The organism is Candidatus Collinsella stercoripullorum, assembly GCF_027669965.1.
Classification (GTDB): Bacteria; Actinomycetota; Coriobacteriia; order Coriobacteriales; family Coriobacteriaceae; genus Collinsella; species Collinsella stercoripullorum.
In genome coordinates this window covers 72500-92029 of the sequence record NZ_JAQECM010000002.1, presented here as the reverse complement: position 1 = coordinate 92029, position 19530 = coordinate 72500, and the positions used below count along the sequence as shown (strand labels likewise).

The following is a 19530-nucleotide window of genomic DNA, read 5'->3' as shown; positions in this document are numbered from 1 at the left end:
AGCAAAAGCGCTGGCAGCGCGCCTGCGGGTTCAGCGGTCTACTCGCCAGGCCTCCCATAAACCGCACCGTAAACGCACATGTGCTTCTCGGGGAGCACTCAGCGCCCGGTCGCGCTACCCCCGCGCGAAAAACGAGGCGTCGGCTTCGCGCCAGGGACGCAGGCGCGTGGGATCGACCTCCACGTGCGCCTGCTCGGCGACCTCGTGCCACTTGACGGTATAGCCCGCCCCGTGCGCGCAGAAGACCGAATCCGGCGTGTTGGGCAGATCGGCCTCCGGATCGTAGGCGGCCTCGGCAATCACGCGTTCCGCGTCGTGGCATTCCCGATACCCGGCATATTCGAGCGCCAGACGTCCAAGCCCCGCCGTGTAGCCCGTCACGTCGAGCGCGTACTCGCGCATCTCGGATGCCGGCGCGAATCCGACGAGCGTGGCGACCTCCCCCGCTGTCGCTGGCGGATCGAACGACGCCCCCATGCGCTGCAGGTCGGCGAGCGCCCGCCCGACCTTGTCCGCGGGCACCACCAGGCGGAAGAGGTACCAGGGTTCCAGCAGCTCGCACGCCCCCTGCTCGCGGGCGCACATGAGCGCTTGGCGGATGGCGCGGTAGGTCGCTTGCCGAAAGTCGCCGCCCTCGGTGTGCTTGGCATGCGCGCGACCGGCGAGCAGCGTGATGCGCACGTCGGCGAGCGGCGAGCCGGTCAGCACGCCGATATGCGCGCGCTCGAGCACATGGGTGAGAATGAGCCGCTGCCAGTTGCGGTCGAGGTCGTCCTCCGAGCAGCGCGTACCGACCTCGATTCCCATCCCGCGCGGCAGGGGCTCGATAAGCAGGTGGGCCTCAGCGTAATGCCGAAGCGGCTCGAAATGGCCGACACCCTCCGCGGGCGCGCGCAGCGTCTCTTTGTACAGAATGCCGCCCGGACCGAAATCGACGGCTAGACCGAAGCGCTCCGCGAGCACCTGCTGCACGACCTCGCGCTGCACGGCGCCCATGAGCTGCACGTGCACCTCTTGCAGATGCTCCTGCCAACTCACGCCGAGCAAGGGATCCTCATCGGCGAGTTCGCGCAGGGCGCGCACCACCGTATGCACGTCGTTATCGCCAGGAAGCACCTGGTAGGACAGGACGGGGGCGAGCAGCGGCGCCAGACCCTGCGGCTCGGCGCCGAGGACACTGCCCGGCATCACGTGAGAAAGGCCCGTCACCGCGCAGATGCGTCCTGCGGGGACCTCTGTCACCGTCTGAAACGAGTCGGCCTGGTAGATGCGGACCTGATCGACCTTTTCCTCCCATACCTCGCCATGGTCGGTGCCCGAGGCGAACATCTTGGCGCGCAGCACCCCACCGGTGACCTTGAGCCATGCCAGCCGCTCGCCGCGCGGCGAGCGGCTCACCTTGTACACGCGCGCGGCGAACTCGTCGGGCCACGTGCGCTCGGGCATCAGCGAGGCTATGCCGCGCAGCAGGTCCTCGACGCCGTCACCACGAAGCGCCGATCCCGAGAACACAGCGAAGATACGACGCTCGGTGACGAGGCGGCGAAGCGTCGTGGAGGAAAGCGCGCCGGTCTCGAGATATTCGTCGAGCACCGTCTCGTCGGTCGCCGCGGCGTCCTCCGTCACGGACTCGTCGGCAGCGAGCAGGGCCGCACCGTCCAAACACATCGGGTCAAGGCGCCCATGGACCTGCTGCATCAGCGCATCCGGATCGGCGGTGGCAAGATCCATCTTGTTGACAAACAGGAATGTCGGCACCCGATAGCGCGCAAGCAGGTCCCACATGGTCTCGGTATGCCCCTGGACGCCGTCATTTGCGCCGATCACGAGCACCGCGCAGTCGAGCGCGCGCAGCGTGCGCTCGGCCTCGGCGGAAAAGTCGACGTGCCCGGGGGCGTCGAGCAGCATGTAATGGAAGCCCTCGAAATCGAATGACGCCTGCGAGGAGAAAATCGTGATCCCGCGCTCGCGCTCCATGGCATCGCTGTCCAGGTGCGCATCCCCGCGGTCGACGCGTCCGCGCGCGCGGATGGAGCCCGCTGCGAAAAGCATGGCTTCTGCCAGTGTCGTTTTCCCCGCGTCCACGTGGGCGACAAGCCCCACGACCGCCTGCTTCATGCGCGCCTCCCCGCTTTCGCATCGCGTCCACGATGGTAGCACGCTGAAGATGGCGAAACGCATGCCAAAACGGCAACGCGGTCTCGGTCGACGCGGGCCATTTTGCCCGAAAGAGCCCCTCTGGTCGATGGAGCAGCTCCCTCAAGCGCGCCGGGGCTCGTCCGATTTCGCGAAGTGAGTGCTTCGTTTTGGATTCCTCGAGTATCCCTGTACTGCACAGCAAGAAATCCGCAGGTACACGAATTGCAACCTCCGCGGTATACAAAGGGTTTTCAATATGAAGCACTCACTTCGCGAGAGCCTCGATCCTGATACGAGAAAACTGCTGGTCCCCAGCGCGGAGCGCACCGCTCGCCGAAGGTATCGGTATCTGCCCATGGGCACGATGGGAAAATGGAGTCGGCCGTCACCATCGCCGGCAATAAGGGGATGAAACGAACACGTACCCATCTGCACCATCTGCGAAAGGAATGCCATGTTCGATCACCTCATCATCCATGCATCCGATCCCGCTGCCATGGCCGCCTACTACGAGCGCGTGCTCGCAACCGTGGGCTATCACAAAGGCGTGGAGTACCCGGGCGGCACGCAATTCGTCGACGACGAGACGGGCGACGCCGTCTGGATCTCGGCGACCAAGGAGGGCATCGCGCCTGCGCCGAGCCATTACGCATGGCGCGCCAAGACCACCGATGATGTCCGGGCGTTCTACGAGGCCGCGCTCGACGGCGGTACCGATAACGGCGCCCTGGGCCCGCGCGACTACCACCCCGGCTACTACGCCTGCTTCGTGCTCGACCCCGAGGGCAACAACATCGAGGCCGTACTCCACGACTACACGGCGGACTGACGAGCCGGGCCGACCCCACCTGTCTAAGGAAGTGTCCATGAACAACGACATCGCGTATGTTGACGCTGAGTTTCGCCGTCGGTTTATCGACGAAGCGGGCCGGGTGGCGACCATACCGCGCAAGGACATCTATCGACAGGCACTGCTACGCTACGCGACGAGCCGCTTCGAAGCGAGGCGCACCTATACCGAGCAGGAGGTCAACTTCATCCTGCTGGATATCGTCGACGACCACGCGTGGCTGCGGCGCATGCTCGTCGACCTCGGATACCTCGAGCGCAGCGACGACGGCCGCGTATACCGTCGTATCGCGACGTAGCGTATCATGTGACAAACGGAAATCCGTCTTCGGCCCTCTGACGAAAGGCTGCCCATGAACCTCCGCATCGCGATCATCGCGCTCGCCTGCCTCGGTGCCGTCGTCGGCATCGCCGGCTGTGCAGCCAACGGCACAAAGCGCGCCGAAGGAAGCGACGCGGGACAGCAAAAGGAACAGCAGGAGCTCGAAAGCACCGCGATGGTCCTTCGTCTAAGCGACGGCAGCCTGCTGCTTGTCGATCAGGACACCGAGACGCCCTTCGTCCCGACCGCGATCGGCGACGCCGAGATCGCCGGCATCGATGGCGCCGCCATCGCGCCCGAGGACCTCGAGCCCGGCAACGTCGTGCGCATAACCGGCAACGGCATCATGCTCGAAAGCTATCCCGGGCAGTATCCCGGCATCACGCGCGTCGAGGTCATCGACGAAGGGGCGCCCGAGGACGCTGCCGTCTACGATGAGCTCGTCGCCCAGCTCTGGAGCGAGCCCGACCCCTCGCAGCCGGCAAGCGCCTCACTCGACTACACCACCGATCTTGCGGCGGTCTCGCTGATGCCCCTCACCAACGGCTTCACCTGGAGCTTTAAAGAGGACGGGCAGATGCGGACCGTCGTGGCGGACGTCCCCCATCCCACGCAGATCTCTCGCGACGACATCCCCGATGCGCGTATCGACAGCGAAATCGAGGCCACGTTGGCCCTCGACCGCTCCGCCCGCTCGGTGTCGGTCACGCGCTGGAGCGAGGACGACATCGCAGCGGCTACCGAGAAGGCGGCATCTCCTTCGGATATCGATGCGGACGCGCTTCCCGGCCAACAGGTCGAAGCAGCGCTCGTCGACAGCACGGTAACGCTCGCTATCGAGCCCGGCTGGCGCTACTGCGTGAAAGTCACCTTCGGCGAAGGCACCGTGAGCTACGTGTTCACGGTGCGGTAAGCGAAAGGCCCGCTATGGATATCCTCGATGTTCGAGACATCGCGTTCGGTTACGGTCGTGCCAACATCTGGGAACAGGTGACGTTTTCGCTCGCTGCAGGCGACGTGGCGCTGCTTGTCGGCCCGAACGGCGCGGGAAAATCCACGCTCTTGCGCTGTCTTGCCGGCTGGGAGCGGCTCCGCGAGGGCACCATCCTGCTCAACGGAACCGCGCTCGAGCGCGCCAGGCCCACCGAGCGCAGCCGCATGGCGTTCGTCGCGGACGTCCCCGCGTTCTACGACGATCTCACCGCCTACGAGCATGTCGAGCTGTTGGGGCGAGCCAACAACTGGGACGACGAGCGTTGGGACGAGGCCGACCGCCTGCTCGAGCGCTTCGGCATCGCGCGCTTTTGCGACCAGTATCCGCAGAGCTTCTCGCGAGGCATGCGCGGGAAGCTCGCCTGCACGCTCGCCTTGGCCGTCCAGCCCGCCCTTTTGATGCTCGACGAGCCCACCGGTCCGCTCGACCCCACCTCCGCGCGCGTGCTCGAGGAGGAGCTCGCCCGTGCCGCCGCTTGCGGCTGCGCCATCATCATGAGCTGCCACCATGCGCTCGAAACGCTCCAGCCTACCTGCATGCTCATGCTCAAGGGCGGTAGACTGGAGCATCTTGACGGCCCCGTCGACGATGCGTTCTGGAAATCCGTGTAGGTGACAATCATGTTCGGCGGGCTTTCCACCATGCTTTGGCTCAAGCGCAAGCACCTGCGCGCCTCTGCCAACTTCTGGCTGTGGGCGGCCGGTGCTGACTTGGACGACACGCGCGATTTGAGCGAACGAATCTACCTGCTCTACGTGGCGGTCATCGTCTGCGGATGCGCTGTCGCGTGCTGGCTGTGGTTATTGGGCCTCGTTACCGGATCCGCGCAGACCGACAGCCCCGAGATGGCAGCCGTCACCGCCGATATCGCCCTGCTCATCGCGGGAGCCGCCCTTGCGCTCCCCGTCTGCGCGGCAGCCCTGTGGTCAGTTCGCGCCGCCTGGCGTGCACCCTGGGCCGTCTCCGCGCCCGACGCCGCCTGGCTCGCGCAGACGCCCGTGGCGCTTGCCGGCTGGAACCTCGTCGAACTCGCACCGCGTCTGATCGCGCGCGCCCTTGTGGGAGGTGCTGCGGGCTACCTCGTCGCAGCCTTCGCCGCAACGGCACTCGGCACCCAAGCCGACCTTGTTATCTGCCTGCCCTACGCGATGACCGCAGGTCTGATGACGAGTGCGTCGTATGCCCTCGCCTGGGTCGTCGGCGAGATCCGGCTGCGCGTCGCGGGCAGGCGGCGCCTCGCCCTCGTCTGCGCCATCGCCGCGGCGGGCATCATGCTCGTCGTCACGACCGGTGCGCTCCTCCCCCGGTTCGCCGGCATTGCTCAAGCGCTGATCTTCGGCAAGCCCGGGGCATCCGCACCCATCGCTGCTGCAGCAGGTACGCTTCTGCTCGTCGCGACGAGCGCGGTCGTCGCCCGCACTCTACCCGCCTGCGCGCTCACGTGCGATGCCGGCGACGCCTCCGTCTACGCGGTGCGCCGCATGGCGGTCTACAACCCCAAGCTCTACCGCAGCCTCATCAAAAGCCGTCGCGCGGCGCGGCGTCGCCCTATCGGCCACATGCCATGCATCAGGGGAACGGCAACGGTCCTCGCGCGCTCCGCCATCTCGCTCGTTCGCAGATACGACATGCTGCCGCAGCTGCTGGGGGCTGGCGCCGTCCTGGCGCCGATGGGCGTCGCGTTGCTTTCCGGCTCCCTTGCCGAGATGAGCGCCGCGTCCGGCATGCTCGGAGGGGCAACGGGCGGGCGCATCCTCGGTGCCGCCTCATGGCTGCTGTTTGCGCTCTCCTGTTCCGAGCTCCCGCGCGCAATCGCCCGGACGTTCACCGACGATATGGGCAACCGCTTCATGCGCGACCACTTGCCCGTGTCGACACCGGTACTGCTCGCGCTGGACGCTCTTCCCGCGCTCGCCGTCGCCGTCGTAGCGTCGCTTCTCGTCTGTATCCCCCTTGCTTGGAGCGCAGGCGTCATGTCGGCACTCGGCGCCTTCTCGTCGGCGCTGGCGCTCGATATCATCCTGGCGCTCTGCGGAGCGCTCGACGCAGCAGAACGAACACCCGGGAAGCTCCGCCTGTCCTGTGAGAGCGCTTTGGGGCTCTCCGCCGTGACCGCGGCGCTCATCGCCGCCGTCATACCGACCGGCCTCGCCCCGCTTGCGTTCTGGATAACCGCAGCCGCCGTAGCGACCATGGTTATACGGGCGCTCCGTTAGGCCCATCGGGCCCGCATACAGCCGCCTCTCGTCACGCGCCGATACCGTGGAACACCACATCGAGCACGCCGTGGGCGAATGCCTCGGGGTCGCCCGCGGCATCGACCGCCTCGCCGGCGTATTCGGAGATCGCGAAGGCGCCGATGATGGCGACCGCCACCAGATGGCTGTTGGCATCCGGCTTGACGAGCCCCTCGACCTTGGCCCGCTCGAGCTGCGCCTCGAGCACCGCGATGATGCGCTCCATGCGCCCCTTGATGTGCGGAAGCACCTCGTGCTCCACATCCCAGATGCCATGGGCGAGCGCAAGCGTAAGCGCGCTGCCGGGACGGACCGCATGCGCGAGTGCGCCGACGAGCCCCAGAATCGAAGCGCGCGAGGAAGGAGCCTGGGCGACCGCGGCCTCGACGTCGGCGACAAGCCCTTCCATCGCCCGATCGAAGATCGCCTGCACAAGTGAGCCCTTATCGGCGAAATAGTAGTAGAGGGCGCCTTTGGAGATGCCGCACCGATCGGACACCTCGCCGATCTGAAAGCCCGTACCGCCGCGCTCGACCATGAGCTGGGTTGCGGCGGCCATGATTTTCTCGCGCGTCGCGGCGCTCTTCGCTGTTTTGGCGCTCGCGCCACCCTGTTCCGTTCCGTCGGCCCGCTTCACCATACCGTCTCCTTCGCTCAGCTTATCCACCGGAAAGTGTAGCATCGCTTACGTTTTTTGAATCTTTTTCAAAAGTATTGGATGAGCGTGCATAAAGACCCATCCCCTCGGATACAACATTCCAACACTTTGTCATCGAACCGTCGTGGGGGACGCCGTGGGTACCGTTTTGCAAATCTTCATCAGGGACCTCAAGCGCATCGTGCGCAATCCTGCAGCCATCGTCATCGCGCTCGGCGTGTGCATCATCCCGTCGCTGTACGCATGGATCAATATCCTGGCCAACTGGAACCCCTATGAGAACACGGGGACCGTGCCGGTGGAGGTCGTCATCGAGGACGAGGGCGCGACGGTGCCCGGGCTGGGAGACATCAACGCCGGCGAGATGATTCGCGAACGGCTCGAAGACAACCATCAGCTCGAGTGGACCTTCTCCCCCAGCAAGGACGACGCCGTGTCCGAAGTCGAAGCGGGCCGCGCCTATGCGGCAATCGTCATCCCCCGCGATTTCTCGGCTACCCTTGCAGGGGTGGTCGACGGCAAGCCCGAAACGGCGGATATCGCCTACTACGTCAACGAGAAAGCCAACGCCATCGCACCCAAGGTGACCGACACCGGCGCGACCACGCTTGAGACCCAGATCGAGGGCGAGTTCATGCGCGTGGTGGGCGACACGGTGGCCGACAGGCTCAAAGGGGCCGCCTCATCTGCGACCGCAAGCGTCGACCAGGCGACCCAGGATGCTGCCGGAAGCCTGCACGACACCGCAGCGACGCTCACCGCGCTGGCAGACGATCTGGATGGCGCCCAGCGGCGCATCGACTCGGCCCGGCAGACCGTCGGAGACGCCCGGGGTGCCCTGAAGCAGATCGCGGACTCAAGCTCATCGCTCGCCGATTCGCTCGACCGCGCGCAGGAGGCACTCGGCACCGCGCGCTCCGGTACCCAGACGCTCGCAGGCCAGCTTGCAGGCGACATGGGCGCCGACGCAAGAACCATGGCAGGCATCTCGTCAAAGGCCTCCTACGACATCGGGGAGCTCGCTGGAGACATCGGCTGGGCGCAGGGCAAGATCGATGCCGCCATCGCGCAGATCCGTGCCCTCAACGATACAGTGCGCAACCTTATGACCTCGCTTGAGAACGCCCGCAACGCAATCGAGGCGCTCGACGGCGCCGAGCAAAACGGCCTGCGAACGCAAGCGCTCCAGCAGATCGATGCGGAAATCGACCTGCTTTCGAGTCTATCCGACGAACAGCTGGCTCAGCTCGACCGGCTGCAGGAGCTATCAGACGACATCAAGGCAGCCGCCGATAGCGTACGCGACCTGTCGAGCTCGGTGAACGGGAGCATTCAGGACGGGGCAGACGCCTTGAGCGACCTGCAGGCGCAGCTGTCCGGCGTCATCGGGCTGCAGATCTCATCCTCGCTCGACGCCTTCGCCGATGCGGGCGGGCGCCTGTCGGGCGCCGTGGGCTCGCTTTCTCCAATCGCGTCGCAGGCCGAGTCGTCCCTCGACCAGCTCGACGCCCTGCTTGCCCAAGCGGCTGACACCATCAAGGAGACGTCTTCCTCGCTCAGGGAAGCCGCGACAGACGTCGACGGGCTCGCCACCGACATCGACGCCCTCGGCGGCGCCGAGGCCCTGGCGTCCCTGCGCGACCTTGTCCGCCTCGACCCCACCGAGGTCGGTTCGTTCATGAGCGCGCCGGCCGTCCTGGTCACGCACGAGATCTTCCCCGTGGACACCTATGGCGCAGGCGTGGCGCCGTTCTACACCAATCTGGCACTGTGGGTCGGCGGCTTCGTGCTCGTCGCCATCTACAAGCTGGAGGTCGATCCGGAAGGCCTCGGGGCCATCGCTCCCTGGCAGGGCTTTCTCGGACGCTGGCTGCTGCTCGCGATGCTGGGACAGCTGCAGGCGATCATCTGCTGCGCGGGCGTGATCGCGCTCGGCATCCAGTGCGTCGTACCTGTCGCCTACGTCTTCGCGGGCATGGTCGAATCGCTCGTCTACGTCCTCATCGTCTATGCGCTCGCCGTCGCCTTCAAACACATCGGCAAGGCGCTCGGCGTCCTGCTCGTGGTGCTGCAGATTCCGGGCACCTCGGGGACCTATCCCATCGAGATGATGCCGAGCTTTTTCCGTGCCCTGCACCCTTGGCTGCCCTTTACCTACGGCATCGACGCCATGCGCGAGGCGGTTGCCGGATTTTACGGGGACTTCTACGTCCGCAGCCTGGCAACCCTGCTGCTGTTCGCGATACCGGCGCTGCTCGTCGGCATCGGCGCGCGACGGCATCTTGTGGGCATCAACACCCTGTTCGACCGCAGGCTCGCTGAAACCGATCTCATGATCGCCGAGCATGACGTCGCCGAAGACGCGCTCGATGAGCGCAAAGGCGAAAGCTTCGTGAGCGCTGGCGCCTGGGTCGCCGACCCGATGCGGGCGGCGCGCTTCGAGCGACGCTATCCGATGCTCATCGGTCGCGGACTGGTTGCCCTGGCCGTGGTACCGGCGACCCTGCTGCTCGCCCTGCTGGCGCTTCCCGCTAAGTTCGCCCTGCTCATCTGCTGGATCATATCGCTCGCGGCGACGTGCATCTACCTCATCGTCATCGAGTACCTGCATGAACGTGCACGCGGCGTCCTTGCGGGACGCACCGGACACCCGCGCCGCCTGGCGACTCGTGCCGGCCACGCCGGCCCATCCGCCCCTGTTCATCCCGCCTCCCTCTCCGAAAGGTCGTAGCGCCATGCACTCCATCGTCTCGTTTTTCCGCCGCGACGTGCGGCACGCGCTCGCCAACGCCATCGGCATCGTGGTGGTCGTCGGCATCGTCGCCGTGCCGTCGTTCTACGCATGGTTCAACATCGCGGGCAGCTGGGATCCGTACGGCAACACGAAGAACCTGCGCGTCGCCGTCGTCAACGAGGACGCCGGCTACACCGGCGAGCTGATCCCCGTCACACTCGACCTCGGCGAGCGCGTGGTCGCGAACCTGATGAAGTCGGACTCCATCGGCTACACCCCTACCACGCGTGAAGACGCCCTTGAGGGCGTGCGCTCCGGGAAATACTATGCCGCCGTGGTGATTCCCGAGGATTTCTCCGCCTGCCTGCTCAGCGGATTTTCGGCGAATCCCCGTCAGGCAAAGGTGGCTTTCTATCAAAACCAAAAGGCGAACGCCATCGCCGAAATCGTCACCGACAAGGCGTCCGCCGCAATCCAGCGCGATATCGACGAAGGGTTCGCCCGCACGGCGACCGACGTGGGCGCTGGCGCCCTCGAAGAACTGTGTCGCCTGCTCGATGACGACAGAATCGCCTCGGTGGCAGCTCGCCTCGATCAGGCGCTCGTGACGGCAGCGGACACGCTTGACGGCACCGCGCAGACCGCGCGATCGTTCTCCGACGTACTGGCCTCATCACAGAGCCTGGTCGCCGCAAGCTCGAGCTCGCTCGACGCTGCGCGTGCACCGATCGGCGACGTCTCCGGCGCCTGCACGCAAAGCGCCGACGGCCTGCGCGGTCTCGGGGACGCGCTCGACGATGCGGTCGAGGCGGCAGATGCGGCCTTTGCGCAGGGTACGGCCGGCATGGACGACGTCGATGCGGCTATCGACCGAGCCTTCGACACCGCAGACGGGCAGGCCGACAAAATCGTCACCGCACTCGACGAGACGAAGGGGGCTGTCGACCGTCAGCTGGAGTTCCTCCGTCGGCTCGCCGACGCCCTTGCCGACAGCGCTTCCCTCCTCAAAAGCCTGGAAGCGCAAGGCACGGCCGATCCGGCACAGGCCGCGCGCATCCACGAGGCATCCACGACCATCGCGGGCATCTGCGAACGCGTGGACCAAGCGATTACCGAACTCGAGGACCTATCGCAAGGACTTGAGAAGACATCGGGGGACATCGCACAAACGACGGTGGACGCCGACGACGCCCGCAGCGAGCTGCACACGATGGTCGCCGACGCGCGCACGAGCCTCGCCGATGCGCAGACGACCTATGATTCCTCGCTGCACGGCGCGCTCGACGAGCTTGCCGACAGCATCGACGATGCGGTATCGAATGTGGACACTGCCATGGAGGGGCTGTCCGGTGTCATGGACTCGGTGGCCGACGGCGCCGGCACCGCGTCTGCCGGCTTAGGCGATGCCCGTTCCTCCCTCGACAGCTCCGCGCAGACGCTTGATGCGGCCGCAGGCGGTCTTCGGGATCTTCAGCACCGACTCGAGAACGCCCTTGCAGCGAACGACTTGGACGAAGTCCGCACCATCCTCGTCGCGAATCCCGACGCAATCGCCTCGTTTGTCGCGACGCCGGTTCAGATGGACCGTCACGCCGTCTTCCCCGTCGACAACAACGGGTCCGCCATGACCCCGTTTTACACCGCGCTTGCCATCTGGATCGGCGGCGTGGTGATCGCGGCGCTCATCAAGGCGACACCGAGCAGACGTGCGCTCGCGCAGACAGGCTGCTCGCAGCCGCAGGCCTATATCGGGCGCCTTGCGCTCTTCGCGATCCTCGGCGCCGCACAGACCCTGCTCATCTGCGGTGGAGACCTCTGGTACCTGGGCGTCCAATGTGCCCATCCCGGCCTGTTCGTGCTCGCGGGCCTCGTCTCATCGTTTGTGTTCGTGAACATCATCTTCGCCCTCACCGCATCGTTCGGCGATGTGGGCAAGGCCGTGGCTGTCGTGCTCATGGTGGTGCAGGTCGCCGGCTCCGGCGGCACGTTTCCGCAGCAGATGCTGCCGCCCCTCTTTCAGGCGATCTACCCTTGGCTGCCCTTCGTGCACGCCGAGGGCGCGATGCGCGCGGCAATGTTCGGGGTATACGGGGACGATTTCTGGATTGAACTCGGCCTGCTCGCGCTCTATCTGATTCCGTCCTTGCTGCTCGGCCTCGTGCTCAGGCGCCCCGTGATCCGTCTCAACGAGCGCCTCGAGCACGCCCTCGAATCGACCCGTATCATGTAGACGTGCGAAACGGGGGCAGGCGCAGCTCTATCGCGTGTTCGACGGGGCTGCGCCGGTCCCCGTCTTGCCGTCCGCCAAGTGTCGCCCTTAGTACCCAGCCCCAACTTGTCGCGCAGGTTTAACCCGGCCCCGATTTGCCGGTAGCGTGGTGGTGGCAAACAGCGCGCGGGAGGTAGCATGGAGCGGACAAGGCACGGCAGCAACACGTCATCCGATCGAGAACCCGGCGCGCTCGCTATCCTCGGCCCCGGCTATCTCGCCGCCATCATCTGCGGCGTCCTCATGCCCGTCATCGACTCGACTCTCGTTTCGGTGGGCATGGACACCCTCGTCGAGGCGTTCGGCTCGGACACCATCACCATGCAGTGGGTGAGCACCTCCTACCTGCTTGCACTGGCAGCGGTCGTGCCCATCACGAGCTGGGCGCTCATACGCTGGAGCGGCAGGCGCCTGTGGCTCGGCTGCCTCGTGCTGTTCGTCATCTCGTCGGCCTGCTGCGCCGCGAGCACGACGACCGCCGCGCTGATCGGCTTCCGTGCGATCCAGGGTATCGCCGCGGGCATGATCCTCCCGCTTACGCAAACCCTGCCGGTCATGGAGGCGCGCCGTGCCGGGATAACCCGCACCGCAGGCATCGTCGCCACCATCTCGCTGCCGATCTCGCTCGGCCCCGTACTCGGCCCCGCGGTCGGCGGCATCATCTTGAACTCGCTGTCCTGGCACTGGCTCTTCCTGGTAAACATCCCGCTCGGCATCCTCGCCATTCTGCTGGCGCTGCGCTTCATGCCGCGAGACGCCGCCGGCGCCGACCATGCGGGACGGCTCGACCTCGCCGGTCTCGCCCTCATCTCGATCGGCCTTGTGCTCGTGCTGCTCGGCCTGTCCAACATCGCCAGCCAGCCCGCGAGCGTGCTGATCGACGTCGCCCTCCCCATCGTCGCCGGTATGGTCTTGATCGCGGCCTTCTGCCAGCACACGCTCCGCCGCACCGAAAGCCCGCTCGTAAACATCCGCTTGCTTGCACTGTCCGCGTCGCGCGCCGCGAGCACCGCGTCGTTCTTCTTCGGCGTATGCCTCTATGCCGCCCAGTTTGTTTTACCGCTGTGGTGGCAGCAGATGCACGGCTCCACCGTCTTCGAGACGGGCGAGTATATGATGGCGCAGGGTATCGGCGTGCTCGTGAGCCGTATCTTCGTGCGGCACATCATCGACCGCTTTGGCGACCAGGCGGTGTCGGTGACCGCGTTTTTGCTGCTCGCCGCCACCACGCTGCCGTTTTGCATCGCGCATGACGCGCCGACGGTCCCGCTTGTCGCCCTGCTGTTCGTGCGAGGACTCGCCCAAGGTACGGTGAACATCCCCATCAATTCGGCGGTCTACGTCGGCCTCTCCCCCGAGCAGGTGCCGCACGGCACCATCCTCGTACGCACCATGCAGCAGGTCGGCTCCTCGTTCGGCACCGCGATCGTCGCCATGGCGCTGCAGACGGTTTCACTTGCCACGGGCGGCACCGGTGACCAGAACACCCCGGAGGGCTTCGTCGCCGCCATCTGCGTGCTCGCGGGCGCCGCCGTCGTCGGCGCTATCGTCTCCTGCCTGCTGCCCAAGCGCGAGGACGAGCTCCTGTAGTCACCCGCGACGCCAGCGCGCCGCACGCAATCGCTAACCGATCGTCAACGATTCCTCGGGCAGCGTCGCATGGCCGATTTCCTCGTCGGTCTCGGCATCGATGACCGTGACGTCAAACTGCCAGTCTGTTACCCCGTCGAGCGCCTGAAGCGTTATGCACATGCCCGGGACGCCCATAAACGCCTTGCCCGTGAGCACCGGCTTATCCAGCAAGGCGGGCGCGATGGCGATGGTCATGCCCGTGTGGTCGTCGGCGATCTTAAGCGAGGCGACCTCGTCGGATTCCCGCAGCGATGCCGCGTAGCCCTCGAGGGTCCCCTCGATGTCCGCCCGATAGTCCTCAAGCTGACCGTCGGTGAAGACGAGCACCAAATCTCCGCCGTCCGCCCGCGCCTCGAGGGCGAGATCGGAGACGTCGGCGAAATCCGCCGCCAACTCATCGGACTCCTGATCCATGAAGGTGAGCATCGACGCCGTGAGGCGAACCTCGCGGACCTCATCGAGCGACGCATAGAAGTCGACCGTGGGCTCCCAGTCGTACACGTCGATGGGAAACGAGCTCTCCTCGTCGGGAGCGCCGATCCACGTCAGGACGACATCCGAACCGACCGCGGGCAACTCATCGGCCCCCCATCCGGAAAAGTCCGCCTGCCCCTCCTCGCCTTTCGCAAACGTGCCCCAGGCAACGGACGAGTCGCCGGGAGGCTCCAAGATGAGCACCTCGGCAGTCAGTTCCCCATCGTTTACCGAAAGAACCCGTGCGCGCGTGCACCGGGAAACGGCATCGCCGCTTGTACCCTGCTGAGAGGCGCAGCCTATACAGACCAGCAGGCCGACCAGGCTCAAAACAGCCAGCAGGACGGGCGCAGCGAAACGACGAGCCATGCGGCCTCCCCTCGGCGCGGGTGCATCGGACAACGGTTCGGCTCGATTGTCGCATGCCGCCCCGCGAAGCGCTCGCAGGAAAAAAGCCGACGACGAGAACCGTCGGCGCAACAGGCTCACGGCAGACGCTGAAAGCTCGAGACGTGCCGATCCGCCATGTCGGAGGGGGTCGCGATAGACGAGCGCCGGAGCGGATGTCGACGATGCGCGGCTAGGGCGCGGCAGGCGCCTCCGGGGCCCCGGGGGCGGAGACATCGACCTCGCCCACCCGGCTGATCTGCTCGATGAGGGGAAGCCCTGTCGGGTCGTCCACCTCGACGCCGCCGAGGACGACGGTGTCGTCGCGCAGGTCGATCTGCGTGTTGAACACCGCAGGATCGAGCCCGGAGGCGATGAAGCCGATGCCCGCGAGGACGATGCCCGCGGCCACGAGCCCGCCCGCCACAGCGAGGTAAACCTTTTTCGCGCTGGTCATGATAGCCGTTCCTTCCTAGGCCGCGAGGTGCGCGGCCACGTCGTTCCCCTCGCCCCTGCCCTTCCAGAAGGGTGAGACGGCCTTCCTCGCCCAGAGCGCCGAGAGTCGCGCGATCTGCTTCGAGACCGCCCAGGCGCCCGCGCCCACGAGGAGCGCCGCGCCGATGAGGCCGAGCCCCACTCCCACCGAGGCCAGGACGTACGGGATGTGCCCGATGGCGAGACCTCCCGCGGCGAACACGAGCTCCACCGCGCCCGCGCCCCCGAGGGCCGCGGCGACGATCCACACGCAGAGCGCGAGCACCCAGATGCAGACGTAGACGATGAGCGCCACGGCGACGAACGCGAGGAGCAGGGGCACCCAGACCGGAGACCCCACGACGGTGAGGACCCAGAGCAGCACGGTGCTGCGCCGGCGCGTCTTGGCGATGGCGCGCGGTACGGCGGGCAGGTCGTCGAGCACGGCCTCGGCAACCGCCCCGGGTGCCCCGATCGCCGCCACGGCCTCCTGCTCGCTCATCCCGTCCTCCATGCGGTCGGCGATGGCCTCCGCGTAGAACTGCCTGGTCTCCTCGACCTGGTCTGCCGGCAGGCATGCCAGAAGCTCGCCCAGCCGATCAAGGAACTCGTCCCTCGTCATGATCGCGCCTCCTCGACGTAACGGTAGATCTCCTGCACGGACGGCCATTCGGCCAGAAACTCCTCGATGCGCTCGCGCCCGGCGTCCGTGATGCGGTAGTACTTCCTCAGCCGCCCGTTGTGCTCGGCGGAGCGTGCCGTGATGCATCCGGCCCTCTCGAGCCGTTTCAGCAACGGGTAGAGCGTGGACTCCGTGAGCCCCATGCTCGCCGGCACATCCTTCACGATCTGGTATCCGTAGGACTCCTCGCCGGAGACGGCTGCGAGCACGCACGCCTCCAAGAAGCCGCGCTTCATCTGGGCCTCCATCCGCACACCTCCTCTCGTCTTATACTGTATGACACATACTATATGTCGTAGAGTATAAGACGTCAAGGGATATTTTGAGAACGAGGACAACGGTGTCGTCCCGGGCACCCGGGAGAAACCCGGTTGACTTCTCCCGGGAAACGTCAACCGGCGCTCCTTTGATTCCACCTTCGCTCGACCGCATACTGGAGATGGCAGCCGGCAGCCGCCCATCCATCGCATCAAGGGAGGAACAGATGGTCGAACGCATCAACATCTGCCGTACGATCGCGCGCGAGCGCCGCCGCATGGGCATCACGCAGGAGGCGCTGGCCGCCCACCTGGGCGTCTCGAAGGCCGCGGTGTCGAAATGGGAGCTCGGCCAGAGCCTGCCGGACGTGAGCCTGCTGCCGCGCATCGCCGCGTACTTCTCGCTCACCTTGGACGAGCTCTTCGATTGGCGCGACGAGCTCACCGAGGCGGAGTCCGCCGCGCTCTACGCCGAGGTCTACGCGCTGGCGGAGACGGATCTCGACGCGGCGCGCGAACGGCTTCGCGCGCTCGCGGCGGAGCACTACTCGGACGCGAACCTTCTGCTCATGCTGGCGTCGCTGCTCACGGCATGGTCGGCCGGCATGGCGTCGCCGTTCGCGCCCGCGGACGCGACGGGCGACGCAGACGGCAGCGGAACCGACGGCGCGACGGGTGCTGTGCCCGGATCCGCGGCGCTCGCCCTCATCGACCGCGCTCTGGAGATCGCGACGGAGGCGCCCGTGCTCTTCCTCGCGCAGCAGCAGAAGGCGACGACGCTCTTCCAGACAGGGCGCTATGAGGAGGCCGTGTCGCTGCTGGAGCCGCTGGTGCGCCGGCAGGACGCGGGCGCCCCGACGATGCTGCTCGCCTCTGCCTACTGCAGGCTCGGTCGCGATGGCGACGCCCTCGACCTTCTGCAGATGGAGCGGCTGCGCGCGGCGAACTTCGTGCTCTCGTCGCTCGCGCAGGAGATGGGGATGCGGGATGACGCGACGTTCGCACATGACGCCGGCGCAGCGGCGACGGCGGTGTACGACGCGCTGGGCATGGGCTCGCTGAACCCGTGGTACCCCGTCAGCATGGCGCTCGAGGAAGCCGAGGCGCTTCGTCGAGCAGGCGAGCGGGACGGCGCCATCGAGGCCCTTGCGCGCGCGGCGATGGCCGCGGGGCGCGTCGACCCCCGCTCACCCGGCCTCTCGGCATCCCCGTTCTTCGACCGCATAGCGGACCGCGCCGACCCGGACCGCGTCGGCTCCGCGTGGGCCGAGCACAAGGCGCGCCAGGCCGACGAGACGACGGCGGTGATGAGGCGGGCTGTCGCCGAGCGGGCGGCGTCGCCGGAGTGGCGCGACCTCGCCGGCGACGACCCGCGCTATCGGGAGGTTGTGGCGTCCGCACGGGGGTTTGCGGATGAAGGGGCGAGCAGATAAGGCGCGCCGGACGTCGCACACGGCAGCCGGGCGCCCGTACACGACAGCCGGACGTCGCACACGGCAGCCGGATGCCCGTACACGATAAGGCGCCCGCCCGCGACCCCGCATCGACCTGAGGGCGCCTGACCGTGCAGCAAGGGAGCTGAAAAAGAAAGGCCGGAAGCTTATAGCCTCCGGCCTGCGTTCTCGTGGTGGGCGTTACAAGATTTGAACTTGTGACCTCTTCCGTGTCAGCGCCCTGCCGCTCCGCCAACAGGCGTTTCCCAGTGAATCAATCTTCACACTTCATGCATCCAGAGCGTCCGATTGGTCCGTCTATCTCGACTTTTCTGATTCTCTATGATTCCAGACAGGCCGTCCGTTACGGTGAGTCCAAACCTATATTGGACAGCGTTTGGACAGCAGACATCATTCATTTGGACAGACATTCGGGAGCTGGTCTCAATGGCAACTTACTCGAAAGGAAGCCTGCGCGAGCGAAGCAAGGGGCACTGGCAGGCACGCTTCTGCCGGACCGATAGAAACGGCTCGAGCATCGTAACCAGATCGTTCGAAGCAACCTCTCGCCGAGCCGCGACCCTCATCATGGAGGACATCAGAAGGGAGCTGATCGAGCAGGACGGAGACGGCGCCTCAAGCCGCGGACTCATTGCGTACATGTTGGATTACGTTGACGAGCGCGAGCGCTCCCAGCAGATAGAGGCGAGCACCGCGACCAACTACCGCAGCTCCATCAAGCATCTCGCGCGCTATCTCGAGGGCTACTCAATCGAAGAGATAACGCCGGAGAACGTCATGGACGTGCAGGCAGCTCTGCTCGCGGACGGCCTCGTCGCCGACACCGTTGCAAAGGACCATCGCTTCTTCAAACAGGTGATGGACTGCGCCTGCGAGATGGGCCATATCCATCGCAGCCCCTTCAACAAGGCGACCAAGCCGCCGAAGCGTCGGAAGCCTCGTCCGAACGCGCTCGACGAGAGGAGCCGTTCGATGCTTTTATCCGTCCTGGACGCGTCCCCCACGACCAAGCAGAGCGTTGCGGCGCGCCTCGGGCTGCTCGCCGGGCTCAGAAGAGAGGAGGTCGCTGGCCTCAGGTGGGGCGACGTTGACCTCGTTGCCAACAGAATCAGAGTCGGTCGCGCCGTCGGGGTGTCGAACGGCAGACCCTATCTCAAGGGCACGAAGACCGAGGCAGGCGAGCGGGAGGTCGTCCTCGAGAAGGGGCTCGCCGATACCCTGCGCTCCCTCAGGAGCTCTCTCGGGGCAAGCGCGCGGGAGGACTGCTATGTCCTCGGGGACGGCGACTCGTTCTACACGCCCGACCGCACACGAAGGACTTCATGTCGCTCGCCTCGGCAGCGAGATCAGGCTGATGGACTCCGTCCACGTCTGCGTTCTGGCGGAGAGCGGCGAGGGCAAGTCGCGAAGGATCGCCATCCCCTCGGCGCTCGCGAACTTCCTGATGGGAAGGAGCCTCGTCATCAACGACATCAAAAACGAGCTGAGGACCTACCTCGAGCCGTATTTCAGGCGCGCGGGCACCCACCGCATCGTGGACGCGATGTTCGACGCGCCCGACGCCTCGGCGAGGTTCGATCCCCTGGAGCGCGCGAAGGCTGCATACCGCGAGGAGGGGCGCCGCGCGCGTCGAATACACGCCGGAGGGCTTCTAGGCCGAAAGCCCCAGCGCATCATGCGCAAGACGCGGCCCCTTGATCGAGAGCTTGCCGGAATGGAGATCCAACTCGACGTCTTTCCCGTTCTCGATGGCAAGCGCCACGAGCGAGCAGACGAGGAACGCCATGAACAGGACCGTCCCCGCTCCGCTCTGGGACGACACCGTGCCTCCTGTCGTCGTAGTCGAAGCTTCAACTGTAAAGCCCCGAAATAGCTTGTCCCCACACCCGCGCATCATCTGCATCGTGTTGTCCAGCATTTCCGTCCTCCGTTCATCGTCGAGAATTGCATCATTAAGAATTCTGTCGT

At 66.1% G+C, this 19530-nt stretch carries 17 protein-coding genes; 10 read left to right on the top strand and 7 right to left on the bottom strand.

Annotated features, from left to right (window positions below; genetic code table 11):
- Positions 1-114 precede the first annotated feature (114 nt).
- Positions 115-2118, bottom strand: a complete 2004-nt coding sequence (locus tag PHA29_RS01100; RefSeq protein WP_270847599.1) for an elongation factor G — start codon at positions 2116-2118, stop codon at positions 115-117.
- Positions 2119-2593: 475 nt separating this feature from the next.
- Here PHA29_RS01100 and PHA29_RS01095 point away from each other — a divergent pair, with 475 nt between their 5' ends.
- Genes PHA29_RS01095 through PHA29_RS01075 form a run of 5 tightly spaced genes read left to right on the top strand, consistent with a single transcriptional unit; the run spans position 2594 to position 6520 of the window.
- Positions 2594-2968 carry a VOC family protein gene (locus PHA29_RS01095; protein WP_270847596.1) on the top strand — a complete coding sequence of 125 codons (375 nt, stop codon included), beginning with the start codon at positions 2594-2596 and terminating at the stop codon, positions 2966-2968.
- A gap of 37 nt (positions 2969-3005) precedes the next feature.
- On the top strand, positions 3006-3287 hold the full coding sequence (locus PHA29_RS01090) for a DUF2087 domain-containing protein (RefSeq protein ID WP_270847594.1): 282 nt from the start codon (positions 3006-3008) through the stop codon (positions 3285-3287).
- Between the two features lie 54 nt (positions 3288-3341).
- Complete coding sequence (locus PHA29_RS01085; protein WP_270847592.1) at positions 3342-4223, top strand: hypothetical protein; 882 nt, start codon at positions 3342-3344, stop codon at positions 4221-4223.
- A gap of 14 nt (positions 4224-4237) precedes the next feature.
- Entirely contained in the window at positions 4238-4915 is a 678-nt protein-coding gene (locus tag PHA29_RS01080; protein ID WP_270847591.1) for an ABC transporter ATP-binding protein, read from the top strand.
- A 9-nt stretch (positions 4916-4924) separates the two neighbouring features.
- Positions 4925-6520, top strand: a complete 1596-nt coding sequence (locus PHA29_RS01075) for a hypothetical protein (protein ID WP_270403802.1) — start codon at positions 4925-4927, stop codon at positions 6518-6520.
- Between the two features lie 31 nt (positions 6521-6551).
- On the opposite strand, the gene PHA29_RS01070 is transcribed toward PHA29_RS01075, so the two are convergent.
- Complete coding sequence (locus PHA29_RS01070; protein ID WP_270847589.1) at positions 6552-7181, bottom strand: TetR/AcrR family transcriptional regulator; 630 nt, start codon at positions 7179-7181, stop codon at positions 6552-6554.
- Between the two features lie 154 nt (positions 7182-7335).
- Between PHA29_RS01070 and PHA29_RS01065 the strand changes: the two genes are divergently transcribed.
- The 3 genes from PHA29_RS01065 (at position 7336) to PHA29_RS01055 (ending at position 13792) form a co-directional block, all read left to right on the top strand.
- The gene (locus tag PHA29_RS01065; RefSeq protein ID WP_270847587.1) at positions 7336-9930 is read left to right on the top strand and encodes a YhgE/Pip domain-containing protein; all 2595 of its coding nucleotides are present in this window, start codon (positions 7336-7338) and stop codon (positions 9928-9930) included.
- 4 nt (positions 9931-9934) lie between these two features.
- Positions 9935-12163 (top strand): YhgE/Pip domain-containing protein, encoded by a 2229-nt coding sequence (locus PHA29_RS01060; protein ID WP_270847586.1) that lies wholly within the window; start codon positions 9935-9937, stop codon positions 12161-12163.
- A 177-nt stretch (positions 12164-12340) separates the two neighbouring features.
- A complete protein-coding gene (locus tag PHA29_RS01055) occupies positions 12341-13792 on the top strand; it encodes a DHA2 family efflux MFS transporter permease subunit (protein WP_270847585.1) in 1452 nt (483 codons plus the stop codon).
- Between the two features lie 33 nt (positions 13793-13825).
- Here the strand turns inward: PHA29_RS01055 and PHA29_RS01050 are convergent, their stop codons facing one another.
- From PHA29_RS01050 to PHA29_RS01035, 4 genes are all read right to left on the bottom strand, one after another.
- On the bottom strand, positions 13826-14677 hold the full coding sequence (locus PHA29_RS01050; protein ID WP_270847584.1) for a hypothetical protein: 852 nt from the start codon (positions 14675-14677) through the stop codon (positions 13826-13828).
- A 211-nt stretch (positions 14678-14888) separates the two neighbouring features.
- Positions 14889-15152, bottom strand: coding sequence for a hypothetical protein (locus PHA29_RS01045; RefSeq protein ID WP_270403814.1), 264 nt, complete (start codon positions 15150-15152; stop codon positions 14889-14891).
- Between the two features lie 15 nt (positions 15153-15167).
- Positions 15168-15791: a DUF1700 domain-containing protein gene (locus PHA29_RS01040; RefSeq protein ID WP_270847583.1), complete on the bottom strand. Its 624-nt coding sequence runs from the start codon at positions 15789-15791 to the stop codon at positions 15168-15170.
- The gene (locus PHA29_RS01035) at positions 15788-16099 is read right to left on the bottom strand and encodes a PadR family transcriptional regulator (protein WP_270403818.1); all 312 of its coding nucleotides are present in this window, start codon (positions 16097-16099) and stop codon (positions 15788-15790) included. Before PHA29_RS01035 ends, PHA29_RS01040 begins: the two co-directional genes overlap by 4 nt.
- 236 nt (positions 16100-16335) lie before the next feature.
- Here PHA29_RS01035 and PHA29_RS01030 point away from each other — a divergent pair, with 236 nt between their 5' ends.
- On the top strand, positions 16336-17541 hold the full coding sequence (locus PHA29_RS01030; protein WP_270847581.1) for a helix-turn-helix domain-containing protein: 1206 nt from the start codon (positions 16336-16338) through the stop codon (positions 17539-17541).
- A 447-nt stretch (positions 17542-17988) separates the two neighbouring features.
- Positions 17989-19260 (top strand): tyrosine-type recombinase/integrase, encoded by a 1272-nt coding sequence (locus PHA29_RS01025; RefSeq protein WP_270847580.1) that lies wholly within the window; start codon positions 17989-17991, stop codon positions 19258-19260.
- Here PHA29_RS01025 and PHA29_RS01020 read toward each other — a convergent pair.
- Complete coding sequence (locus PHA29_RS01020; RefSeq protein ID WP_270847578.1) at positions 19214-19480, bottom strand: hypothetical protein; 267 nt, start codon at positions 19478-19480, stop codon at positions 19214-19216. The two genes, PHA29_RS01025 and PHA29_RS01020, sit on opposite strands and share 47 nt — an antisense overlap.
- Positions 19481-19530 lie beyond the last annotated feature (50 nt).